The organism is Streptomyces sp. NPDC008121 (assembly GCF_042957155.1).
GTDB lineage: Bacteria > Actinomycetota > Actinomycetes > Streptomycetales > Streptomycetaceae > Streptomyces.
Map to the genome: position 1 here is coordinate 24,496 of NZ_JBIBHT010000010.1, position 21,911 is coordinate 46,406.

Sequence of the window (21,911 nt, forward strand, 5' to 3'; positions counted from 1 at the left end):
CTCGTCATCATCGGCCCTGGTACTTCGCCGACGCCGTCCGGGCGGTACCGAGCTTGCCGTACAGGCGCCCGCCGGGGCAGTCCGTCGCAAAGCCGTCACGGTGGCCGGCGATGGTGTTGAACTTGACCTTCTTGCCCTTTTTGTAGCGGTTCCCGCCGCCGGACGTCAGGGTCGCCTTTCCCTTCGGATTCCCCCCGTGCAGCCCCAGCTTCCACGCCGTCAGACGCGCCACGGCCGTCACGGCGGCGGCCGGCGGGTTGGTGGAACTGTAGGTGCCGATGACCGCGATCCCCATGCTGTTGGTGTTGAACCCCAGGGTGTGCGCGCCGAGGACCGGCTTGGACACGCCCCCGGCCCGGCCTTCGTAGATGTTTCCGCACTTGTCGACGGCGAAGTTGTAGCCGAAGTCACGCCATCCGCTGCTCTTCACGTGGTAGCGGTAGATACCGCGCAGGACGGAGGGCGCCTGGGCACAGGAGTAGTTGTTGCCGGTGGCCGTGTGGTGGACGAAGGCCGCTTTGACCGACTTGGTGTAGACGAAGCCCTTTTCGCGCATCTTCTCGTCCGCGCCCCAGCCCTTGCGGGTGACGATCTTCGGGCGGGGCCCGATGTACGGCTTCGCGGCGACGCCTGCGGTCGACAGCCCCGCCGCCGCGGCCGTGGCGGCCCGGGAGAGCGCCGGGAGCACCGACGCCCCGGCGGCCGGCACCGCCGAGGAGGAGGAGGAGGCCGCGGCGTTCGAGGAGGCGGACATCGCCCGCTGGGCGGCGGGCTCCGGCCACGCGCCCGGCGCGTCGGCGCGGGGCTCCGGGCCCGGGTCGATCAGTTCGAGGCGCAGTCCGGCGGGGAGCGCCGCCGCGCCGCGCCCCTCCGGCCGTACGCGGATCTCGACGCCGTCCGAATCGCCGACCCACAGCGGGGCGGTGGCGCCCCGCAGCGCCGCGGAGCTGCCCTCCCGGCTGTCCGGATCGGCGCCGTGCTCGGCGGTGTGGGTCTCCACGTCCTGCCATCCCGACCACTCCGAGCCGCCGGTGGCCCGGGTGCGGACCTGCACGGTGCCGTGCAAGGGGGCCCTGACGTCGTCCCACACCACGCCGAGCAGGGAGAACGGCCTGACGTCCTGCCGGGCGAGGCCGCGCTCGGCGGGGGCTCCCCCGATGGTCCGTTCACCGCCCCCGAGCGGAACGAGGCGCAGGGACTGGGTGGATCCGGCGAGGTCCCCCTCTCCCTGGGGGGCGGCGGGAGCGGCGGGCGGGGCGCCGGAGTGCGACGCCGCGGGGGTCGCGAGGGTCAGCGGCAGCGTGAGGGCTGCCGCGCACGTGACGGCGATCGAGGAAACCAGGTTGGCACGCATGGACCGATCGTCGGTACGGCGCGTCCGTTCCGCGCGGCAGGATGGGGCCCGGAAATGGACGGGCCGTCAGTCCGACCGGTGGACGGTGTCACCGGTACGGGGGGTTCCCGCGCCCCTCCGCGCGTACGCTTGCCCGCGTGAACGCCAGCGACCGCACCCCCGCCGACCTGCTGCGATCCGCGCTCGCCGCGGACCCCGCCCGCCCCTTGGTCACCTTCTACGACGACGCCACCGGTGAGCGCGTGGAATTGTCCGTCGCCACCTTCGCCAATTGGGTGGCCAAGACCGCCAACCTCCTCCAGGGCGAGCTGTCCGCCTCCCCCGGCGACCGGCTCGCCCTGCTGCTGCCCGCGCACTGGCAGACCGCGGTCTGGCTGCTCGCCTGCTCGTCCGTCGGCGTGACCGCCGTGGTCGGCGGCGACCCGGCCGACGCCGACTACGTCGTCGCGGGACCCGGGACGCTCGAGGCGGGGCTCGCCTGCTCCGGGGACCGCATCGCACTCTCCCTCGCCCCGCTGGGCCGCCGCTTCCCCGCGCCGCCCGCCGGATACGCCGACTACGCGGTGGAGGTGCCGAGCCAGGGTGACCGGTTCGCCCCCTTCGTACCGGTCGACGCGGACTCCCCCGCCCTCCTGGTCGGCGGTACGGAGTCGACCGGCGCCCAACTGGTCGAGCGCGCCCGGGCGGACGCCGGGGCGCGGGGCCTCGCGCCCGGGTCGCGGCTGCTCTCCGGGCTGTCGTACGACACCTGGGAGGGGCTGTCCGCCGGGCTGTACGCGCCCCTGGCCGCCGGCGGCTCCGTCGTGCTGTGCCGGAACCTGGACCAGCTGGCGCCCGAGGCGTTCGACAAGCGCGTCGAGAGCGAGCGGGTCACCGCGACGGCGGTGTGACGAGCGGCGGGAGAGCCACCCGTACGGCGCAGCGACCCGCCGAGTCCCCGGGTCTGCGCGTCCACTCCGGTGGATGATCGACGGGTACGCGTCCCTCCCCGGACAACCAAGCGTCGGGTTCAGCCGTCTACCCCTTCGACCGGCGGCCCGGGCGCGCCGCCGACGCCATGAAGGACGGACTCAGACGTGACGGACAGTGCTGCCACGCCCGCCGAACCGGACCACCCGGCCGAGGACGAGACGTCCAGCACCTCCGACACGCCCGCCGCCCCCGGACGCACCGGCAAGCCGGGCCGGACCGGCCGGACGAACGGCACGGGCAGGCCGGCCCGGACGGGCAGGAACGCCGGGAACGGCGGGAACGGCAGGACCGGCGGGCGCGCCGGGAACGGCAAGCCCGGTCAGGGCGGCAAGGGGGGCAAGCCGGGAACCGCCGGAAGCCCCGCCGCCTCCAGGACCGCGGGAGGCGGCGGCCCCGTCCACGAACCCGCCGACCCCGCCCGCGCCCGCGCCTCCTCCCCCACCGCCAGCGGAACCGGCACCCTGGCCCCGCCCCTCGCCCCGGGCCCCGGCGGAGGCGCCGGCGGCGGCGGAGGCCCCGGGGGTCCGGAGACCGGCGAGGAGCCCGACGGCGCCCCGCGGGGCAAGCGGCGGCACTGGCTGCGCTGGACGGCGCTCGGCGTCTCGGTCGTGCTGCTCGGCGCGGCCGGCGCCGGCTGGTTCTTCTACCGCAAGCTCGACGGCAACATCACCACGGACACCAGTGCCGCCGCCGAACTGCTCGAGTACGAGAAGGAGCGGCCCGCGCCCGTCGTCTCGGCCGCGCGGAACATCCTCATGATCGGCTCGGACACCCGGGCCGGGGCGGGCAACGCCGCGTACGGGCGGGACAAGGGCACCCAGCGGTCGGACACCGTGATCCTGCTGCACATCTCGGCGGGCCGGTCGAGCGCGACGGCGGTCTCCATCCCGCGCGATCTGATGGTGGACATCCCGAGTTGTCGGGAAGCGGACGGAAAGCGCAGCCGTGAGCAGTTCGCCCAGTTCAACTCGGCGTACGAGATCGGCGGGACGGCGTGCACGATCCGTACCGTCGAGCGGCTGACGAAGATCCGGGTCGACCACCACATGGTGATCGACTTCCGGGGCTTCAAGAAGATGGTCGACGCCGTGGACGGGGTGGAGGTCTGTCTCCGCGAGCCGATCGACGACGACGACGCCCGTCTGAAGCTGCCGGCCGGTCGCCAGACGCTCCGCGGCGAGCAGGCGCTGGGCTTCGTACGGGCGCGCAAGACGCTCGGCAACGGCAGCGACACCGACCGCATGGACCGCCAGCAGCAGTTCCTGGGCGCCCTGGTCAACAAGGTGCAGAGCAACGGGGTCCTGCTCAACCCGACGCGGCTCTATCCGGTGCTCGACGCGGCGACCAAGTCGATCACGACCGACCCCGGGCTCGACTCGCTGCGGGACCTGTACAACCTGGCGCGTTCCATGCGGAGCATCCCGACGGAGAAGGTGCAGTTCCTCACGGTGCCGCGCCGGCCCTACAGATACGACGCGAACCGGGACGAACTCGTCCAACCCAAGGCGAGCCAGCTGTTCACGCGGCTGCGCGAGGACAAGCCGGTGAACGTGGCGCGCGACAGCGGGACGGACGGACAGACGGACGGTCAGGACGACGCGGGGACACCGACGACGGCGCCGACGCCGACGTTCACCGGGCACAACGCGGCGGAGCGGGCCTGCCCGCAGGGGGGTGGGTAAAGCGGAGCTCAAGGGGAGGGCTGGGGTGGATGAGGTTTGGGCAAATTGCCCGGTTGTAAGGGGCGTGGAATTTGTCACGGACGTCGCCCCACGCTGAACTGGGCGGATAGTGTGACGCGATCCGGTGCTCCCGACCGCGTGGTCGCGCACTCAGACGGATCGAACGACCGAGCGCCAGACGGGGGAGGCGCCTCGCGTGGCACCGACGGAGGATTCAAGTAACCGTGGACGCGCACAGCCGTGGACGGGCGGATGAGATCGACCCCGCCGACCAGTGGGTGCTCAACCCGCAGACCGGCAACTACGAACTGCGACTGAACCACTCCGGTGAGTCGTCGGTTCCGTCCCCTCCCCGCGGTGCCACCACCCCCGGTCAGAGAACCGGCGGGCGTTCCCGCCAGGCCGGGCCCGGCCGCGGCGCCGGCCGGCCCGGCGACCACGGTCACGGCGCCGAGCCCGGCCGTGCGGCCGAGGGTTCCCGGACCGCGACCGAGGCACCCGTGCCCGGGCAGCGCCGCCGTCGTGTCACCGAGGGCACCGCGGGCGGGCAGCCGCCGTCGAGCCGGCGCAAGCGCAAGCCGCAGAAGTCCCGCAAGAAGAAGGTGCTGCTGTGGACCGGCGGCACGATGGCGGTCGTCCTCGTGGCCGGTGCGGCGAGCGCGTACGCCCTCTACTCCCACTTCGACGGGAACATCGACACGGTCGACGTGGCCGGGGCGGGCAGCGGTGGCTTCAAGAAGGACCAGGCCGTCAACATCCTCTTGATCGGCACGGACAAGCGGACCGGTGACGGCAACGAGGGCTACGGCGACAAGAGCAGCCCCGGCCACGCCGACACCACGATCCTCTTCCACGTCTCGAAGGACCGGACGAACGCCACCGCGATGTCCATCCCGCGTGACCTGATCACCGAGATCCCCGACTGCGAGACGAAGCAGACGGACGGCACGACCGCCACCATCCCCGGCAAGTCGGCGGACCGGTTCAACAACAGCCTCGGCCAGGACGGCCGCGACCCGGGCTGCACCATGCGTACGGTCAAGAAGCTCACCGGGCTGACCGTGGACCACTTCATGATGGCCGACTTCAACGCCGTCAAGGAGATGACGACCGCCGTCGGCGGCGTGAAGGTGTGCCTGGCCAAGCCGGTCAACGACCCGAAGTCCCATCTGAAGCTGCCGGCCGGCGAGTCGACCATCGAGGGCGAGCAGGCCTTGGCCTTCGTCCGGACCCGCTCCAGCTTCGGCAACAAGAGCGACCTCGACCGGATCCAGATCCAGCAGCAGTTCCTCAGCTCCATGATCCGGCAGATGAAGTCGGACGACACGCTCACCAGTCCGACCAAGCTGTACGGGCTCGCGGAGGCGGCGACCAACGCGCTGACCGTCGACACGGGCATAGGAAGTATCAAGAAGCTCAAGTCGCTCGCCGAGGAACTCGCCAAGATCGACACGAAGAACATCACCTTCGCGACGCTCCCGGTGATCGACAACCCGGACGAGCCCACACCGGTCACGGTCGTCCCGCACCCGACGCAGGCGCCGCAGCTCTTCGCCATGATGCAGTCCGACACCTCGCTCACCGAGGTGAAGAAGAAGCAGCAGGACGCCAAGAACGCCCAGGCGGCGCTGCTCAAGGGCGCACGGGCCACCGCGTCCCAGGTCCGCGTCGACGTCTACAACGGCAGCGGCATCACGGGCGCGGCGCAGAAGACGATCGACTGGCTGCAGAACGACCAGGGCGTGCTCCGGTCCAGCAACAAGAGCAACGCCCCCGAGAAGGCGGCGAAGACCACGCTGACCTACGCACCGAACCAGGCCGATCAGGCCCGCAAGCTCGCGGACATGATGGGCCTGCCCGCCACGGCGCTCAAGCCGGGCACGCAGAACGCCGGGGAGCGCGAGCCCATGACGCTCGTCCTCGGCGCCGACTTCAAGGGCGCGGGGGTGCCCATCACTGGTCCGGCAAAGGCGCCGGCCGGTGTGCAGAAGGTAGAAGCCGACAAACAGGTGTGCGCCAAGTGACCCGGAAACACCGGGTCACGGGCCGCGCCTGAGCAACGAGGGGACCCTGGGGTGGGACAGAGCAGCGTGCGCAGGGAGGGGACGCGTAAACGCGTTCCGCACGCCCGCGATTCGGGCTGGGACGACAGTCTCTACGACGACGGCGAGGGCGCCGGTGTCGGCACCCGCACGCCCGGCCGGGGGGCCGGCGGCGGTGCCGAGGACGAGGACGCGGGCGTTCCCGGCGGCGGTGGCCGCCGGGGCCGCGGATCCGACGGCAGCGGCGGCGACGGCCGCACGGGGCACCGACGCAAGGGGCCGCGCCGGCGCGCCAAGAAGTCCGGCAGACGCCGGATATTCCGCTGGGTCGCCGCGACGCTCTCGCTGCTGATACTCGGCACGGCGGGCGCCGGATACCTCTACTACCAGCACCTCAACGGCAACATCCGCAGCGGCGGCCGCGCGGGTGGCGACAGCGGCGTGAAGAAGACCGCGCCGAACGCGCTCGGCGACACTCCGCTCAACCTCCTCCTCATCGGCTCCGACAGTCGCGCCGACGCCAAGAACGTGGCGCTCGGCGGCGGCAAGAACGAGCGGGACCGCAAGCCGCTCGCCGACGTGCAGATGCTGTTGCACATCTCCGCCGACCGCAAGAACGCCTCCGTCGTCTCCATACCGCGGGACACGATCGTGCCGATCCCCGAGTGCAAGGACGGGGGCGGCACGTCCTACGCCGCCACCACCAACAGGCCCATCAACGAGACGCTCCAGCGCGGCGGTCCCGGTTGCACCCTGACCACCTGGGAGAGCCTCACCGGCGTCTACATCGACCACTGGATGATGGTCGACTTCGCGGGCGTGGTCGCGATGGCCGACGAGGTGGGCGGTGTCCCCGTCTGTGTGAAGACCGGTGTCCACGACCGGTCGACCCGGCAGGTCAAGGGCGGCTCCGGGCTGAAGCTGCCGCAGGGCACCACCGAGGTCAAGGGCGAGCAGGCGCTCCAGTGGCTGCGCACCCGGCACGCCTTCGGCAGCGACCAGAACCGCGCCAAGGCCCAGCACATGTACATGAACGGCATGGTCGAGAAGCTCCAGAACCAGAACGCCTGGACCGACACCGGCCGGCTGATGGGTCTCGCCGAGACCGCCACCAAGGCGCTCCAGGTGTCGGACGAGATCAGCTCGGTGGCGAAGCTCTTCGAGCTGTCGATGCAGTTGCAGAACGTGAAACTGGACCGTCTGACGATGGCGACCGTCCCGACGGCCGAGTGGGCGCAGGACCGGAACAAGCTCGTCATGGTCGAGAAGGCGGCCGACAAGATCTGGTCGATGCTCCGCGACGACGTCGCCTTCGACAAGAACGGCGAACCGGCGAGCGCCAAGCCGACCGCCTCCGGGCCCGCCAAGCCGAAGGGCCCGGCCGCGGGAGCGCCCGGCACCCTCTCCCTCACCGTGGTCAACGGCACGGGCGGCAACGGCGAGGCGTCCGTGGACGGCCGCGCCGGCGCGATGGCCGAGGCGCTGAAGGAGAAAGGCTTCACGGGGGCCGAGGCGGCGCGGAGCGCCGAGCCGCGCAAGGACACCGTGGTCACATACGCGAAGGCGGACGGCGATCAGGGCAAGGCCGACGCGGTGTCCGTGGCCAAGGCGCTGGGTCTGCCCGACTCGGCGGTGCGAGCCGACGCCAAGGCGGAGGGCATCACCCTGGTGATCGGCGCGGACTGGCGCGAGGGCACGACCTACAAGAAGCCCAAGGCGGAGGCGGGCGACCTGCCGGAGGGCGCCGCCGACAAGACGGACTGCATGGACGTCTACAGCGTGTACCGCTGGGACGGCAAGAGCTGATCCGGGCGGGCTCGTACGACGGCGAGGGCCGGGACCCCGACGGGATCCCGGCCCTCGGCGCGAGCGCTCAGACCTTCTCGGCGGTGACCGCCGGGCGGCGGCTCGCGATGACCTTCCGCGCGAGGGCGCGCGGGCTGGTCAGGAAGCCGTACCCCCAGGACATGTGCATCGTGGCGAGCGCCACCGGGATCTGCAGCCGGGCCTTCAGCGGCAGGCCCTTGCCGGCCGGGACCGAGCCCGCGGTGATCGCCGCGAGGTAGCCGGCCGGCACGACGAAGCCGAGCGGGGTGAGCGTGGCGCCCACCACCAGACCGGCCGCGATGGCGCAGACCGCCGTGGGCGGCGCGAGATAGCGGAGGTTGATGGAACCCTGGTGGTAGCGGGCCACCACATGGCGCCAACGGCCGTAGTCCTTGTACTGCTTGGCCAGGGCGCGCACGCTCGGCCGCGGCCGGTACTGGACGCGCAGCTCGGGCGAGAACCAGATCAGACCGCCCGCCTCGCGGATGCGGAAGTTCAGCTCCCAGTCCTGGGCGCGGATGAACTCCACGTTGTAACCGCCCTGCTGCTCCAGGGCCTCCCGGCGGAAGACGCCGAGGTACACGGTCTCGGCGGGGCCCGCCTGACCGCCGGTGTGGAAGGCGGCGTTGCCCACACCGATCTTGGAGGTCATCGCCGCGGCGACCGCTTCCTCCCAGGCGTTCTCGCCCTCGGCGTGCATGATCCCGCCGACGTTCTGCGCGCCGGTCTCCTCCAGGAGGCGGACGGCGGTGGCGATGTAGTCGGCCGAGAGCATGCCGTGGCCGTCGACCCGCACCACGATCGGGTGACTCGACGCCTCGATCGCCGCGTTGAGCGCGGCGGGCGTACGACCGGTGGGGTTGGGGACGGTGTGGACCCGGGGGTCCTCCCGTACGAGTTCGGCGGCGATCTCGTCGGTGCGGTCCGTGGACGGCCCGAGCGCGATGACCACCTCCATCTCGCCGTCGTACTCCTGCTCCAGGATGTGACGGACCGAGTTGCGCAGGTGCCGCTCCTCGTTGAGGACCGGCATGATCACGGAGACGGGCGGCAGCGCGGAGGGCATCTCTTCCTCGGGGTCACGGGGGAGGCGTAGGCCCTGTCACGTTACCGCGAACGGGGGACACGGACGCGCGCCGCGGGGGCCGGTGTGCGCTGGCGGTGATCGTATGGGCCTACGGTGCTCACGGTTCCCCTTGTCACACCCGCGGAGGTGTCCCCCGGTGCCCACACCGTCCCGCACGCCCCGTCCCCGCCCGGCCACCGCCCGTCCGGGGCAGGCCCGGCGCGTCAGACGGGCGGCGCGGCCTCGGTGGGGCATGCGGATGGCGACGACGCTCTCGGTGCTGGTCCTGGGCGCGGGTGGGATCGGTCACGCGGTGGTCACCGGCCTGGACACCGGCATCGACCGGGTCGACGCGTTCAAGGACATGAAGAACCGGCCCCAGGCCGGGCACGGGATGAACGTGCTGGTCGTGGGGACGGACGGGCGGGAGAGGATCAGCGAGGAGGAGCGGCAGGCGTACCGGCTCGGCGGCGCGCCCTGCCGGTGCACCGACACCGTGATGATCGTGCACATCTCCGAGGACCGGGAGCGGGCGAGCGTGGTGAGCCTGCCGCGCGACTCCTACGCGGAGATGCCGGAGCACGTCGACACGACCACCGGAAAGCGGCACCAGGCCCATCCGGTGAAGCTGAACGCCGCCTACGCCGAGGGCGGCCCCGGGCTGACCGTGCGGACCGTGGAGAGCATGACGGGCGTGAAGATCGACCACTATCTGGAGGTCGACTTCACCAGCTTCATGCGCACGGTCGACGCGGTCGGCGGGGTGCGGATCTGTACGACCCGGCCGATGAAGGACGCGTACACCGGGCTCGACCTGCCGGCCGGGACGCACGAGCTGTCCGGTGGTCAGGCGTTGCAGTACGTCCGCTCGCGCCATGTCGACGGGGCCGCGGACATCGGGCGGATGCAGCGCCAGCAGCGGTTCGTCGCCGCGCTGATCCACCAGGTGACCAGCAGCGGGGTGCTGCTCAATCCGGTGCGGTTCCGGACGGTCGCCAGGACCATGATGACCTCGGTGCGGGCCGACCGTGACTTCGGTACGCACCAGATGCTGGGGCTCGCCAAGGCGATGCGGACGTTCTCGCCGGCGTCGTCGGAGTTCGTGTCCGTGCCGATCGGGGACATGAGCTTCCCGGTGAAGGGGATCGGCTCGACGGTGAAGTGGGACGCGGCCAAGGCGCAGAAGATCTTCCAGTCCCTGCGCGAGGACCGGCCCCTGGCGCCGCTGCGCACGGTGGCCACCGGCCCGCAGGCGGTGGTGGTGGACGTGGCGCCGAGGACGGTCCGGGTGCAGGTCTACAACGGGACGCGCACGGGCGGTCTCGGCCGGAAGGCCGACGCGGCGCTGCGCGGCACGGGCTTCCACACCACCGGCGTCCCGCGCACCGGCCAGGGCCCGGAGCGCCGGCGCACGCTGGTGGAGTACGACCCCGGCTGGGACCGCTCGGCGAAGGCGCTGGCGGCGGCGCTGCCGGGGGCTGAGCTGCGGGCGGTGAAGGGGCAGGGCGGGACGATGAAGGTGACGCTGGGCGCGGACTACCGGGGGGTCACGGCGGTCCGTGTGGAGTCGCACACGGCGGCGTTCGAGCCGGTCACCGGCGACCAGGTGGTCTGCCCTTAGGTCGTGTCCCCGAGGGGCGTGGCCGGGCGGCCGCACGGCCCTCGCCGTCGCCGGCGTCGTGCCCGCGGCCGTCAGTCCTCGTAGCCCTCCGCCGCGCGGCGCTCCCGCAGGTCCTTGATCGCGCGGCGGCGGGCCAGCCGGTGGGTGCGGCGGATCTGCGCCTCCTGGTTGCGGCGCTTGTCCTGCTCCGTCTCGGGGAGGACGGGCGGGACCACGCGCGGCTTGCCGTCGGCGTCGACCGCCGCGAAGACCAGATAGGCCGAGCCGACCTGCTGGGCGGGGGTGGACTCGTTCCAGCGTTCGGCCATGACCCGGACGCCGACCTCCATGGAGGACCGGCCCGTCCAGTTGACCTGCGCCTTCACATGGAGCAGGTCTCCGACCCGGACCGGTTCGAGGAAGGCCATCTCGTCCATGGAGGCGGTGACGGCCGGGCCGCCCGAGTGGCGTCCGGCGACGGCGCCGGCCGCGTCGTCCACGAGCTTCATGATCACTCCGCCGTGCACCGTACCGAGGAGGTTGGTGTCGTGGCTCGTCATGATGTGGCTGAGCGTGGTGCGTGAAGCGGAGGTGGGCTTGCCCGGGATATCGCCCTGATCTGTCATGCCCTCCACCTTATGCCGGGTCCCGTCGGCGTCTCCGCTCCGTCCGCTTTGCATCAGCTTGGCAACAGCGCCGACCCGATACTCCCCCCACCCTGTCGGGCCGAGGCGGGCGGCCTGCACACTATCCGCATGAATGACTGGCCCGAAGACGGCGGATACGGCCGCGGCGGAGCGAACTCGCAGCCCGAGGGTGCTCGCCGCATGCGCCATGTGCAGCGCCCGCAGGTCCCCCAGCAGCAGCCGCAGCACGGCCAGGGGCAGGGCCAGGGGTACAACCCGAACTTCACGCAGCACCAGGCCACCGGCTACGACAGCGGCTACAACACCGGCCAGGTCTACGGCCAGGGCGGCGGCGGTCGGGGCACCGTGCCGCCGCAGCACGACCCCCGGTACGCGCCCCCGCCGCAGCCGGCCCGCCCCGCGCCCGACTGGCGGCGCCGGATCAAGGTCGGCTCCGTCGTGCTGCTGGTGGCGGTACTGGCCTGGGGCATCGGGACGTACGCCTGGGCCAGCTCCCAGATGCGCAACGAGGTCGACCTCGCCAAGGTCATCGAGCGGCCGGCCGAGGGCGACTGCACGACCTATCTGATCGTCGGCTCCGACAGCCGTGAGGGCATGTCGGCCGAGGAGAAGAAGAAGCTGCACACCGGCTCCGCCGAGGGCAAGCGGACCGACTCGATGATGATCCTCGCCGCCTGCGGCAGCGGGAACACGATGATCTCGCTGCCCCGTGACTCCTGGGTCACCATCCCCTCCTTCGTCGGCTCCGAGTCCGGCAAGAAGTTCGCCGCCCGCGGCGGCTCCAAGCTGAACGCCGCGTACGCGATGGACGGGCCGGAGCTGCTGGTCCGGACGGTCGAGTACAACACCGGGCTGCGGATCGACCACTACGCCGAGATCGGCTTCGCCGGCTTCGCGAACATCGTGGACGCGCTCGGCGGTGTCGAGATGAACATCGAGAAGGGCTTCAAGGACAAGAAGTCCGGCGCCGACTTCCAGGCCGGTCAGCAGACCCTCAACGGCGAGCAGGCCCTGGCCTTCGTCCGCACCCGCTACGCCTTCGCCGAGTCGGACCTGGCCCGGACGAAGAACCAGCAGAAGTTCCTGTCGGCCCTGGCCAACCAGGCGGCGACGCCGGGCACGATCCTCAACCCGTTCGCGCTCTACCCGACCCTGGGCGCCGGTCTGGACACGCTGATCGTGGACAAGGACATGTCGCTGTACGACCTCGGCAAGATGTTCTTCGCGATGAAGGGGATCAGCGGGGGCGACGGGAAGTCGATGAACATCCCGATCTCGGGCAGCGCGCCGCAGGGCTCCCTGAAGTGGGACATGCCGAAGGTGAAGCAGCTGGTCGGGCAGATCCAGAACGACGAGCCGGTGACGGTGACCTCGAACCGCTGAGGCGCCGGCCCCGGACGCACGAGAGGCCCCCACCGCGCGGTGGGGGCCTCTCCCGTTCCCACCCGACCACCCCTGACTACCGTCGAGTAACCGGGAGGGCGGGGCGGGCCGGCGCTCCGGGACCGGGTGAGCTTTCCGACAGCCCCTGCCCGGCCGCACCGCGTCCGCACCGGCCCCGACTATGCTCGGGCAGGCATTTCCCGCCTGTACGCACATGGAGTCCCGCATGGCCCTCAAGATCACCGTGATCGGCACCGGCTACCTCGGCGCGACACACGCGGCGGCCATGGCGGAGCTGGGCTTCGAGGTCCTCGGGCTTGACGTCGTACCCGAGAAGATCGAGCTGCTGGCGTCGGGCCGGGTGCCGATGTACGAGCCCGGGCTCGAGGATCTCCTCGCGCGGCACGCGCACGGGATCGAGGGCTCGACCGGGCGGCTGCGCTTCACCACCTCCTGGGAGGAGGTCGGCGCCTTCGGCGACGTCCACTTCGTCTGCGTGAACACCCCGCAGAAGCACGGCGAGTACGCCTGCGACATGTCGTACGTCGACGCGGCCTTCACCTCGCTCGCCGGGGTGGTCCGCCCGGGCGCGCTGGTCGTCGGCAAGTCGACCGTGCCGGTCGGCTCGGCCGAGCGGCTCGCCGGGCTGCTGCCGGAGGGCGTCGACCTGGCCTGGAACCCGGAGTTCCTGCGCGAGGGCTTCGCCGTCCAGGACACCCTGCACCCGGACCGGATCGTGGCCGGCGTGCGGAGCGAGCGGGCGGAGAAGACGCTGCGCGAGGTGTACGCCGGGCCGATGGGCGAGGGCACGCCGTTCGTGGTGACGGACTTCCCCACGGCCGAGCTGGTGAAGACCGCGGCGAACTCCTTCCTGGCCACCAAGATCTCCTTCATCAACGCGATGGCGGAGGTCTGTGAGGCCGCCGGCGGCGACGTCGCCAAGCTGGCCGAGGCGATCGGCTACGACGACCGGATCGGGGCCAAGTTCCTGCGGGCCGGGATCGGCTTCGGCGGCGGCTGCCTGCCGAAGGACATCCGGGCGTTCATGGCCCGGGCCGGCGAGCTGGGCGCCGACCAGGCGCTCACCTTCCTGCGGGAGATCGACTCCATCAACATGCGGCGGCGCGGCCAGATGGTCGAGATGACCCGGGACGCCCTGGGCGACGGCTCGTTCCTCGGCAAGCGGGTGGCCGTGCTCGGCGCGACGTTCAAGCCGGACTCGGACGACGTACGCGACTCGCCCGCGCTGAACGTGGCCGGCCAGATCCACCTCCAGGGCGGACAGGTGACGGTCTACGACCCGAAGGGCATGGACAACGCCCGCCGGCTCTTCCCGACGCTCGGGTACGCGGACTCGGCGCTGGAGGCGGTGCAGGGCGCGGACGTGGTGCTGCACCTCACCGAGTGGCGCGAGTTCCGCGACGCCCTCGACCCGGCGGAGCTCGGCGAGGTCGTCGCCTCGCGGGTGATCCTCGACGGCCGCAACGCGCTCGACGCGAACCGCTGGCGCGAGGCCGGCTGGGCCTACCGGGCGATGGGCCGGCCGCGGGCGTAGGGCCTTTCGTTTGGATCAGGCCGGATCAGGGAGCGGGGTCTGGTGCCGTGCATCGCAAGGCGGAGGAGGGAGTCAACGCGGAGCGTTGGCGACTGACGACAACGCGGCGAGGTGCGGTGCCAGGGCCCGCGAGCCCGGCATGATCCAAACGAAAGGCCCTAGGGGAATGCCTGCCGATCCGGCCTGATCGGCAAGACACCCCCCTAGGGCGCCTCCCGCGGATAGATCCAGAGGCGCCCGGGGGCCGTCAGGGGGCGGGGCGGCGCAGGCGCGTGGCGCGGGAGTGGAACTCGGTCTCGCGCAGGACGCGGGCCACGTTGCCGCCGGTGAGCCCCTGGATGTCCTCCTCCGGCCAGCCGCGCCGCAGCAGCTCCGCGACGAGGCCCGGATAGCCGGTGTGCGGCGCGGGGCTGTGAGAGAGGCCGACCGACCGGGCTCCGGCCAGGGCGCGCAGTCGGTCCAGCGCGTCGGCCGCGACGGAGACGCCGTCCGCCGGCGGGACCATGCACACGCCGCCGTTCCGGCCGAGCAGGCCCAGCACGTCGTCCGGGATGGCCTCCGGCTCCGCCCGGGTGAACAGGACCGGGGCCTTGGTGGTCTCCAGGGCGCTGCGCAGCGTGTCCGGGGCGGCGCCCGAGAGCTCCACGAGGACGCCCAGCCGGTTCATCTCCCGTACCACCTGATGGGTGAAACGGTCGAAACCGGTCAGCGTGACGGCCCGGACGCCGAGCTGCTGGTACGCCCGGAGCGTGGCGAGCGAGCCGCCGAGGGCGGCGGCGCTCGCCGGGCCCAGCACGGCCGCGACCCGACCGCAGTTGCGGGCGTCGTCCATCTCCGTCGTCGTCCGCGCCAGGCGCAGATCCTCCGGACAGGCGGCGACCAGGGCCCGTACGGTGTCGATCCGGCGCAAGGTGTCGACGACGGGGTCCTCGCCGGGCTCCGGATGCAGCGACCAGAACTGCGCCGCCACCTCCGGCGCCCGCGGCAGCGGCAGGTCCTCGGGGTCGGGGACCTCGGTGAGGTGCGCGTGCCCCTCGATGACCGGGTGGGCGGCCAGCAGCACGCGGGCGCGCTCCTCGTCCGGGGCCGACGGTGGCCCGGCGTCGTCGAGCTCGCCGACGGCGGCGGAAGCGGCCGAGAGGGCAGGGGCGTCGTCCAGCAGGTCTGCCATGGGGGACTCCGAACTCGGGTGCGGCAGTACCACCCCACCGGACGCGGCGGGGCAGTACCGTCCACCGTGCCACCGCCCCCCGCCCGGGTCGCGGTGGACGGCGCGTTCGAGGGACGGACGGCCGGCTCCCGGAGCCTCAGTCCTTGGTCCCGATGATCCACTCCATGCCGAAGCCGTACGCCCGGTCCATCTGCGGCTGCGGCCCGTGCGTGTCGGTGCCCATGAACCAGCGGACCTCGCGGCGCACGCTCAGCCCGCCGGAGGCCGGCTCGATCAGGGCGATCGCGCAGCCCAGCGCCCCGGCCGGGGCGTCGTCCAGCAGGATCCGGAAGCCGCCCGACGGGGCCGTGACGGTCACCGCCGCGCCCAGGCTGCGGAAGTCCACCGCGCCCTCGTAGACGTAGGTGAAGACCAGCAGCCGGCGGAAGCGGGCGCGGTGCTCCAGGCTCACCTGGAGGGTCTCGCCGTCGGACGTGGCACCGGTCCGGTCGTCCCCGTCGAGCCGTGCGTACGGGGGTTCGGTGAGCGCACCGAAGAGACGGCCGAGGGGCTGCACCACGTGCGCGCTGCCGTCGGCGAGCGCGACCATGCAGCCCAGGTCGAGATCGGCGCCGGTCGCGGCGGACCAGTTCAGGTTCGCCTGGAGCACCCCGCGTCCGGACACCTGTGCGAGGGGCGCCGCCCGGGTCAGGAGCGGCGCGGCGGGCTGCTTGAGACGGATCACTCCGCGCGGACGGTCGGCACGCACAACAAGCCCCCCGGGAAGACGAGTTCAGTGGGACGCAGAGTAACGGCGGTTGGGCTACGATCGGTTCCCATCGGGGGATTGAACGGTGCTCTGTTCGCGCTGGGGAGCGTGCGGCGCGGGCCATCGGCCCCCTGCTGTCTCTTGTGGGGGTGGGCATGCCCGTGCGGGCTCCGGCGGACCGTTCCACGGTCGCCCGGCAGATCGAAGAACTGGCCGCGGAGGCGGAGCTCTCCGCCCGGGCGGGCGAACTCAAGGCCCTTTCCCGCGCGTTACGGGCGGACGACGACTCCGGTCTGCTCGACCCGTGGGCGGATCTCGATCTGCTGCACGCCTACGCCCGTCCGGAGAGCGTGGACCAGGGCGCCCCGGAGCAGGAGCACGCGGCCTGGGGCTGGCTCGAAACGCTCCTCGGCGGCCTGGTCTTCGTCCCGCTCGCACTGACCTGGCTCGGCCTGACCCGCGCGACCAGCGCCTACGAAGCCCTCACCGGAGCGGACCCGAGAGCCGCCGGGCGGCCCTTCCTCCAGCTCTGGCAGTCCGGCTTCGAAGGCCGCCTGACCGGCTTCTTCACCTTCGGCCACGTCGCCCTCTTCGCCACGATCGCGATCCTGGTGCTGCTCGCCCTGGTCCTGCTGCACGGCTGGCGCAAGGCCACCGTCGGCCGCCGCGCCGAGGAGGGGCGGCGCCGCGCCGACGCCCTGCTCCGCCGGCTCGTCCCCGTCCTGACCCAGGCCCAGCTCCATCTGAACGACCACCGCATGGCCTCGCCGCAGCGGTTCGCCGCCGAACTCACCAAGTCCGCGGCGACGCTGACCCGGCTCGGCGACAAGGCGGCCACCACCCAGCAGGAGCTGACCCACGCCGCCACGCTCGTCGGCGACTCCGTGGACAAGGCCGAGCGCCGGCTGGCCGGCATCGACACCTCCGTACGCCCCCTGGAGTCCGCCGCGAACCGGATCGAGGAGGCGGTGCGCGGCAACACCAAGGAGATCGAGGCCGCGGTGAGCGGCAGCGGGGCCACGGTCCGCCAGGCCCTGGAGGACGTACGGGAGATGAGCGGCGAGGTCCGGGACGTCGTGGACCGGGCCGGGGAGCGGGTGGAGGACTCCGTGACCGTGCTCGCCGCCTCGCAGCGCTCCTTCACGACCGGGATCGAGGTCACCGGCGACGTGTCCGCGCAGATCCTCGGCCGGCTGACGGAGGTCGTGGACGCCACCGCCCGCGGCAGCGCCGAGGCCCGGGAGCTGCTGGGCCGGCTCGCCGCGCAGACCGAGGCCCTGGGGCGGGTGGCCGAGCGGTTCGGGGACGCCGTCGAGGCGCTCCGGACCATGCCGGCGGCCCCCGCGGCACCGGGCACGGGGTACGAGTACGGTCCGGAGCGGGAGCCGTACGCGGGCCGGGCGGGCGGCCACGGTCCGGCGGGGACGGACGACGGCCCGCAGGACTCCCCGCGCCGTCCGGCCCTGCCCCCCGCCCCCCGCGACGCCGTGCCGCCCCGGGCGGACGTCCGGTGAGAGCGCCGCGGTTCAACCCGCTGCACCTGGCCGGCTGGCTCTTCGCCGACATGCTGCTGGTGCTCGCCCTCGTCGCCATGGGCGACCAGGGCGACCCGCTGGCCGCCGAGGCCGCCCCGCCGAAGGCGTCCGGGAGCGCGAAGCCCGGACCCACGAAGAGCGCCCGCCCCAAGGGGCCGCGCGCCGTGACCCGTACGCCCGTGAAGGTGTCCATCGACGCCGCGCCCGGCGACCGCGCGCGGATCCAGGCGCGGCTGCGCGCCGTGACCGCGCGGTACGAAGGGCGGCAGGCGGCCTTCGTCCTGACCTTCGGGCGGCACTCCGACCCGGGCGCCGGCGGCGACTACGCCCACGAGGTCAACTCCCTGCTGGAGAAGGCCCGTCCGCAGATGTTCAAGGGCGCCACCACCCGCGACTTCTGGAAGGGCGGGTCCTCGGGCGGCCACGCCGACCTCGAGATCTACTTCTACACCTACTGACGTCCAGCGACGCCCCATCCGGAGGGAAGCAAGCCGTGCAGATTCTCCCGTTCTACCTCTTGTGCGACGAGTCGGGGTCGATGGCGGGGGACAACCTCGACACGCTCAACTCGACCCTGCCCGAACTGCACCACGAGATCAGCACCAACCCGACCGTGGCCGACAAGACCCGGTTCTGCCTGATCGGCTTCTCCACCGAGGCGAACGTGCTCCAGCCGCTCGTCGACCTCAGCGACATCGAGGAGGTGCCCGCGCTCGCCGCCGGCGGCCTCACCTCGTACGGCAACGCCTTCCGCACGCTGCTGCGCTGCATCGAGGCGGACGTGGCCGCGCTCAAGGCCGAGGGGCACGAGGTCTACCGCCCCGTCGCGTTCTTCATGTCCGACGGCATCCCGACCGACGACGACTGGCACCAGGCCTACAAGGAGCTGGCCGAGTCCCGCTACTGCCCGAAGATCATCGCCTTCGGCATCGGCGACGCGGAGGAGGCCACCATCGCCCACGTGGCCAACTTCCGCGCCTTCATGCAGCAGAACAGCCAGGTGTCGGCGGCGCAGGCGCTGCGCGAGTTCGCCTCCAGCCTCACCCGGTCGATCGTGCGGTCGGCGAGCAGCATCGCCGCCAACGGCGACTCCGACTTCACGCTCACCGTCGACGAGACCGTGCCCGGCTTCGCGACCGTGTCGCTCGACAAGCTCTGAGGCGGGACGACGATGGAACAGGAGAACCCGCCGGCCCCGCCCCCGGCCCTCGGAGCGCCCGCGCACAGCGGCCGCAAGCCCCCGAGCTATCCGCCGGTGCCCCAGGCGCTGCCCCGGGTGTCGGACGACCCCACCGCCGCCGTGCTGCCGGACATCGTCCTGGACGGCGCCGCCCACGGCCCGCTGACGGTACGGGCGGCCTCCGTACGCGGCGACTCGCACCGCTATCTCGGCGAGCCCCGGCAGGACGCGCTCGGCGTGAGCCTGCTCGGCGAGCCCGGCGCGGCGGAGCTGCTGATGCTCGCCGTGGCCGACGGGGTCGGTTCGGCGCGCCTCTCGCACGTCGGGTCCAACCACGCCTGCCGCTGGGCCGCGTGGATCCTCGCCCGCTACGCCGAGGAGCTGCACGAGACCCTGGTGACCGAGGACGCGGAGCGGTTCGCCGCGCTCGCGGACACGGCGGCCGAGTGGATCGCGGCCCGCCTGACCCGGACCGCCGAGCGCGCCGCGCACGAGCCCGCGAGCTACGCCACCACCCTGCGCGTCCTCCTCGTCCCGCTCGACCCGGCCGTCCGCACCCGCGGCTTCCTGGCCGTCGGCGACGGCGGCACCGCGCTGCTCTCCGACGGCCGCTGGGACCTGACCGTCACCGACCCCGAGCCGGACCCCGGCGCGGGCGCCGAGGACGGCGAAGCCGCCGAAGCGGCCGTCATCGACACCCGTACGGCGGCCCTGCCGCTGACCGGGACGGCCGTCACCCGGCTCATCGGCACCCGGCCGGGGGACGTCCTGGTGCTCGGCACCGACGGGCTGTCCACGCCGCTGGCCGGCGAGCAGGAGATGCGGGACTTCCTCCGCACGGCCTGGGGCGGCGGGACCGTGCCCGATCCGGCGGACTTCCTCTGGCAGGTGCAGTACCGGGTGAAGTCGTACGACGACGACCGGACCGCGGCCGTCCTGTGGGAGGCCCCGGCGTGAGCGCGCACGACGGTGCCGATGTCACGCAGGCCTCCCTGAAGATGCTGGGGAGGCTCTCGGTCGGCGGCCAGGGCGAGGTCCACGAGGTGGGCGGGCCGGGCGGCCTGCTCTTCAAGAAGTACCTGGAACCGCACAAGGTCGACGGGGACGCCCTCGCCTCGCTGGTGTCGCTGCGGCAGGGCCTCGCCCCGGCCGAGCGGGACCGGCTCGACCGGGAGGCGGCCTGGCCGCTGTGCCGGGTGGTGGACGGCGGCCGGGTCACCGGCTTCCTGATGCGCCGGGCGCCCGCCACCATGAGCTGGCGTACCGGCAAGGGAGACAGCAAGCTCATCGAGCTGTCGTACCTGCTGCGCGCGCCGAAGGCGGCCTGGCAGGGGGTCAGGCAGCCGTCCCCCGCCGAGCGGCACGCCCTGACCGTGGCGATCGTGGAGCTGTTCCAGTGGCTCCACACGATGGGGCTGGTCGTCGGCGACCTCTCGCAGGCGAACGTGCTGTGGTCCCTGGACCCCGGGCCCTCCGTCCACCTGCTCGACTGCGACGGCGTCCGGATCACCGGCCGCTCGCCGGTCCTCGACCAGGCGGACACCCCGGACTGGCTCGACCCGCTCGCCCCGCCCGGCTCGGTCACCGTCGACAGCGACCGCTACAAAGCCGCGCTCATGATCGGCCGGATCCTCGCCCAGGACGCCTACGCCTCCCCCGGCAAGCCGCTCGACCCGGTCGCCGGGGTGCTCGACGAGCGCCGGACGGCGGCGGTGCGACGGCTGTGGGGGCTGGCGGGCGGGGCGTACGGCACCCGGCCCGACCTCGGGCAGTGGCGCACGGCCCTGGCCGGGCGGGACACGATCCGGCTCATCGCGGCCCAGCCGGCCGCCCGGCCGGTGGTGGACCGCTCCAGGTTCGACGGGGGCGGGAACCGGGAGCGGGGCACCATTCCGCTGCGGGACTGAGAGCCCGTCAGCGGGCCGGGCGGTCCAGCGCGTCGAGCGTCGCGATCGACGGGCCCCGGGTCGCCCGCAGGTCGCGGGAGACCGCCTCGGCGTCGCGCAGCGCGCGAACCGCGTTGGACCACGTCAGCTTGGCGAGGTCGGCGGGCGACCAGCCACGGACCAGCAGCTCCGCGATCAGGTTCGGATAGCCGGCGACGTCGTCGAGGCCGGACGGGGTGAACGCCGTGCCGTCGTAGTCGCCGCCGATGCCGATGTGGTCGATGCCGGCGGCCTCGCGCATGTGGTCGAGGTGGTCGGCGACCGTGGCCGCCGTGGCGACCGGGCGCGGGTTCTCCGCCTCGAAGGCGCGGTGGACCGCCATCGCCCTCGGGGTGGTGTCCAGGTGGTGCAGGCCGTGGGCCCGCATGTTCGCGTCGGCCCGGTCCGTCCACTCCACGGCGGCGGGCAGGATGAACTTCGGGACGAACGTCGCCATCGCCACGCCCCCGTTGGCCGGCAGCCGTTCCAGCACGTCGTCGGGGACGTTCCGCGGGTGGTCGCAGACGGCCCGGGACGAGGAGTGCGAGAAGATCACCGGCGCGACGGAGGTGTCGAGGGCGTCCCGCATCGTCGTCGCGGCGACGTGCGAGAGGTCGACGAGCATGCCGACACGGTTCATCTCGCGGACGACCTCGTGCCCGAAGGCCGAGAGCCCGCCGACGCCCGGCTCGTCGGTCGCCGAGTCCGCCCACGGGGTGTTGTCGTTGTGCGTGAGCGTCATGTAGCGCACGCCCAGGGTGTGCAACGCGCGCAGGGTGGCGAGGGAGCCGTTGATGGAGTGGCCGCCCTCCGCGCCCTTCAGGGAGGCGATGCGTCCCTCCCGGCGGGCCGACTCCATGTCGTCCGCGGTGAGGGCGGGGGCGAGGTCGGCGGCGTACCGGGTGACGAGCTGGTCGACGATGTCGATCTGCTCCAGGGTGGCGCTGACCGCGTCGTCGCCCGTGAGGCGGCAGGGGACGTAGACCGACCAGAACTGGGCGCCGACGCCGCCGGCCCGCAGCCGGGCCAGGTCGGTGTGGAGCGCTCCGGACTGGTCGGCCGCGATGTCCATGCGGTCCAGGTCGTAGCGGACGTGCTCGCGCAGCGCCCAGGGCAGGTCGTTGTGCCCGTCGACGACGGGCGCGGAGGCGAGCAGCTCCCGCGCCTCGGCGAGCCGGTCGGCGGCACGGGCGCCGGACGCGGGTGCGGCGGACGCGGAGGCAC

At 72.8% G+C, this 21,911-nt stretch carries 18 protein-coding genes; 12 read left to right on the forward strand and 6 right to left on the reverse strand.

Annotated features, from left to right (window positions below; all coding sequences use genetic code 11):
• Positions 1–7: 7 nt before the first annotated feature.
• The gene (locus ACFZBD_RS29500) at positions 8–1,354 is read right to left on the reverse strand and encodes an N-acetylmuramoyl-L-alanine amidase (protein WP_391145420.1); all 1,347 of its coding nucleotides are present in this window, start codon (positions 1,352–1,354) and stop codon (positions 8–10) included.
• 137 nt (positions 1,355–1,491) lie between these two features.
• Here ACFZBD_RS29500 and ACFZBD_RS29505 point away from each other — a divergent pair, with 137 nt between their 5' ends.
• From ACFZBD_RS29505 to ACFZBD_RS29520, 4 genes are all read left to right on the forward strand, one after another.
• A complete protein-coding gene (locus ACFZBD_RS29505) occupies positions 1,492–2,244 on the forward strand; it encodes a TIGR03089 family protein (RefSeq protein WP_391145422.1) in 753 nt (250 codons plus the stop codon).
• Positions 2,245–2,430: 186 nt separating this feature from the next.
• Entirely contained in the window at positions 2,431–4,008 is a 1,578-nt protein-coding gene (locus ACFZBD_RS29510; protein ID WP_391145424.1) for an LCP family protein, read from the forward strand.
• Between the two features lie 224 nt (positions 4,009–4,232).
• The gene (locus ACFZBD_RS29515; protein WP_391145426.1) at positions 4,233–6,032 is read left to right on the forward strand and encodes an LCP family protein; all 1,800 of its coding nucleotides are present in this window, start codon (positions 4,233–4,235) and stop codon (positions 6,030–6,032) included.
• A 51-nt stretch (positions 6,033–6,083) separates the two neighbouring features.
• A complete protein-coding gene (locus ACFZBD_RS29520; RefSeq protein ID WP_391145429.1) occupies positions 6,084–7,856 on the forward strand; it encodes an LCP family protein in 1,773 nt (590 codons plus the stop codon).
• Between the two features lie 67 nt (positions 7,857–7,923).
• On the opposite strand, the gene ACFZBD_RS29525 is transcribed toward ACFZBD_RS29520, so the two are convergent.
• Positions 7,924–8,943, reverse strand: a complete 1,020-nt coding sequence (locus ACFZBD_RS29525; protein WP_391145432.1) for a glycosyltransferase — start codon at positions 8,941–8,943, stop codon at positions 7,924–7,926.
• A gap of 253 nt (positions 8,944–9,196) precedes the next feature.
• Here ACFZBD_RS29525 and ACFZBD_RS29530 point away from each other — a divergent pair, with 253 nt between their 5' ends.
• Complete coding sequence (locus tag ACFZBD_RS29530; RefSeq protein ID WP_391145435.1) at positions 9,197–10,564, forward strand: LCP family protein; 1,368 nt, start codon at positions 9,197–9,199, stop codon at positions 10,562–10,564.
• Positions 10,565–10,635: 71 nt separating this feature from the next.
• Here the strand turns inward: ACFZBD_RS29530 and ACFZBD_RS29535 are convergent, their stop codons facing one another.
• On the reverse strand, positions 10,636–11,169 hold the full coding sequence (locus ACFZBD_RS29535; RefSeq protein WP_391145437.1) for a hotdog domain-containing protein: 534 nt from the start codon (positions 11,167–11,169) through the stop codon (positions 10,636–10,638).
• 129 nt (positions 11,170–11,298) lie between these two features.
• Here ACFZBD_RS29535 and ACFZBD_RS29540 point away from each other — a divergent pair, with 129 nt between their 5' ends.
• Positions 11,299–12,573: an LCP family protein gene (locus ACFZBD_RS29540; RefSeq protein ID WP_391145439.1), complete on the forward strand. Its 1,275-nt coding sequence runs from the start codon at positions 11,299–11,301 to the stop codon at positions 12,571–12,573.
• 226 nt (positions 12,574–12,799) lie between these two features.
• Positions 12,800–14,128, forward strand: a complete 1,329-nt coding sequence (locus ACFZBD_RS29545) for a nucleotide sugar dehydrogenase (RefSeq protein WP_391145442.1) — start codon at positions 12,800–12,802, stop codon at positions 14,126–14,128.
• A 247-nt stretch (positions 14,129–14,375) separates the two neighbouring features.
• Here ACFZBD_RS29545 and ACFZBD_RS29550 read toward each other — a convergent pair whose 3' ends face one another.
• Positions 14,376–15,299, reverse strand: a complete 924-nt coding sequence (locus ACFZBD_RS29550; protein ID WP_391145445.1) for a membrane dipeptidase — start codon at positions 15,297–15,299, stop codon at positions 14,376–14,378.
• Between the two features lie 136 nt (positions 15,300–15,435).
• On the reverse strand, positions 15,436–16,023 hold the full coding sequence (locus tag ACFZBD_RS29555; protein WP_391145447.1) for a tellurium resistance protein: 588 nt from the start codon (positions 16,021–16,023) through the stop codon (positions 15,436–15,438).
• 179 nt (positions 16,024–16,202) lie between these two features.
• On the opposite strand from ACFZBD_RS29555, the gene ACFZBD_RS29560 reads away from it, so the two are divergent.
• Genes ACFZBD_RS29560 through ACFZBD_RS29580 form a run of 5 tightly spaced genes read left to right on the forward strand, consistent with a single transcriptional unit; the run spans position 16,203 to position 20,669 of the window.
• Positions 16,203–17,561, forward strand: a complete 1,359-nt coding sequence (locus ACFZBD_RS29560; RefSeq protein WP_391145449.1) for a methyl-accepting chemotaxis protein — start codon at positions 16,203–16,205, stop codon at positions 17,559–17,561.
• Entirely contained in the window at positions 17,558–18,040 is a 483-nt protein-coding gene (locus ACFZBD_RS29565) for a hypothetical protein (RefSeq protein ID WP_391145451.1), read from the forward strand. Before ACFZBD_RS29560 ends, ACFZBD_RS29565 begins: the two co-directional genes overlap by 4 nt.
• A gap of 35 nt (positions 18,041–18,075) precedes the next feature.
• On the forward strand, positions 18,076–18,741 hold the full coding sequence (locus tag ACFZBD_RS29570; RefSeq protein WP_391145454.1) for a VWA domain-containing protein: 666 nt from the start codon (positions 18,076–18,078) through the stop codon (positions 18,739–18,741).
• 12 nt (positions 18,742–18,753) lie between these two features.
• Complete coding sequence (locus ACFZBD_RS29575) at positions 18,754–19,719, forward strand: protein phosphatase 2C domain-containing protein (RefSeq protein ID WP_391145457.1); 966 nt, start codon at positions 18,754–18,756, stop codon at positions 19,717–19,719.
• Positions 19,716–20,669 (forward strand): hypothetical protein, encoded by a 954-nt coding sequence (locus tag ACFZBD_RS29580; RefSeq protein WP_391145461.1) that lies wholly within the window; start codon positions 19,716–19,718, stop codon positions 20,667–20,669. The genes ACFZBD_RS29575 and ACFZBD_RS29580 overlap by 4 nt, the downstream gene beginning before the upstream one ends.
• A gap of 7 nt (positions 20,670–20,676) precedes the next feature.
• Here ACFZBD_RS29580 and ACFZBD_RS29585 read toward each other — a convergent pair whose 3' ends face one another.
• On the reverse strand, positions 20,677–21,843 hold the full coding sequence (locus tag ACFZBD_RS29585; RefSeq protein WP_391146117.1) for a membrane dipeptidase: 1,167 nt from the start codon (positions 21,841–21,843) through the stop codon (positions 20,677–20,679).
• Positions 21,844–21,911: the final 68 nt, after the last annotated feature.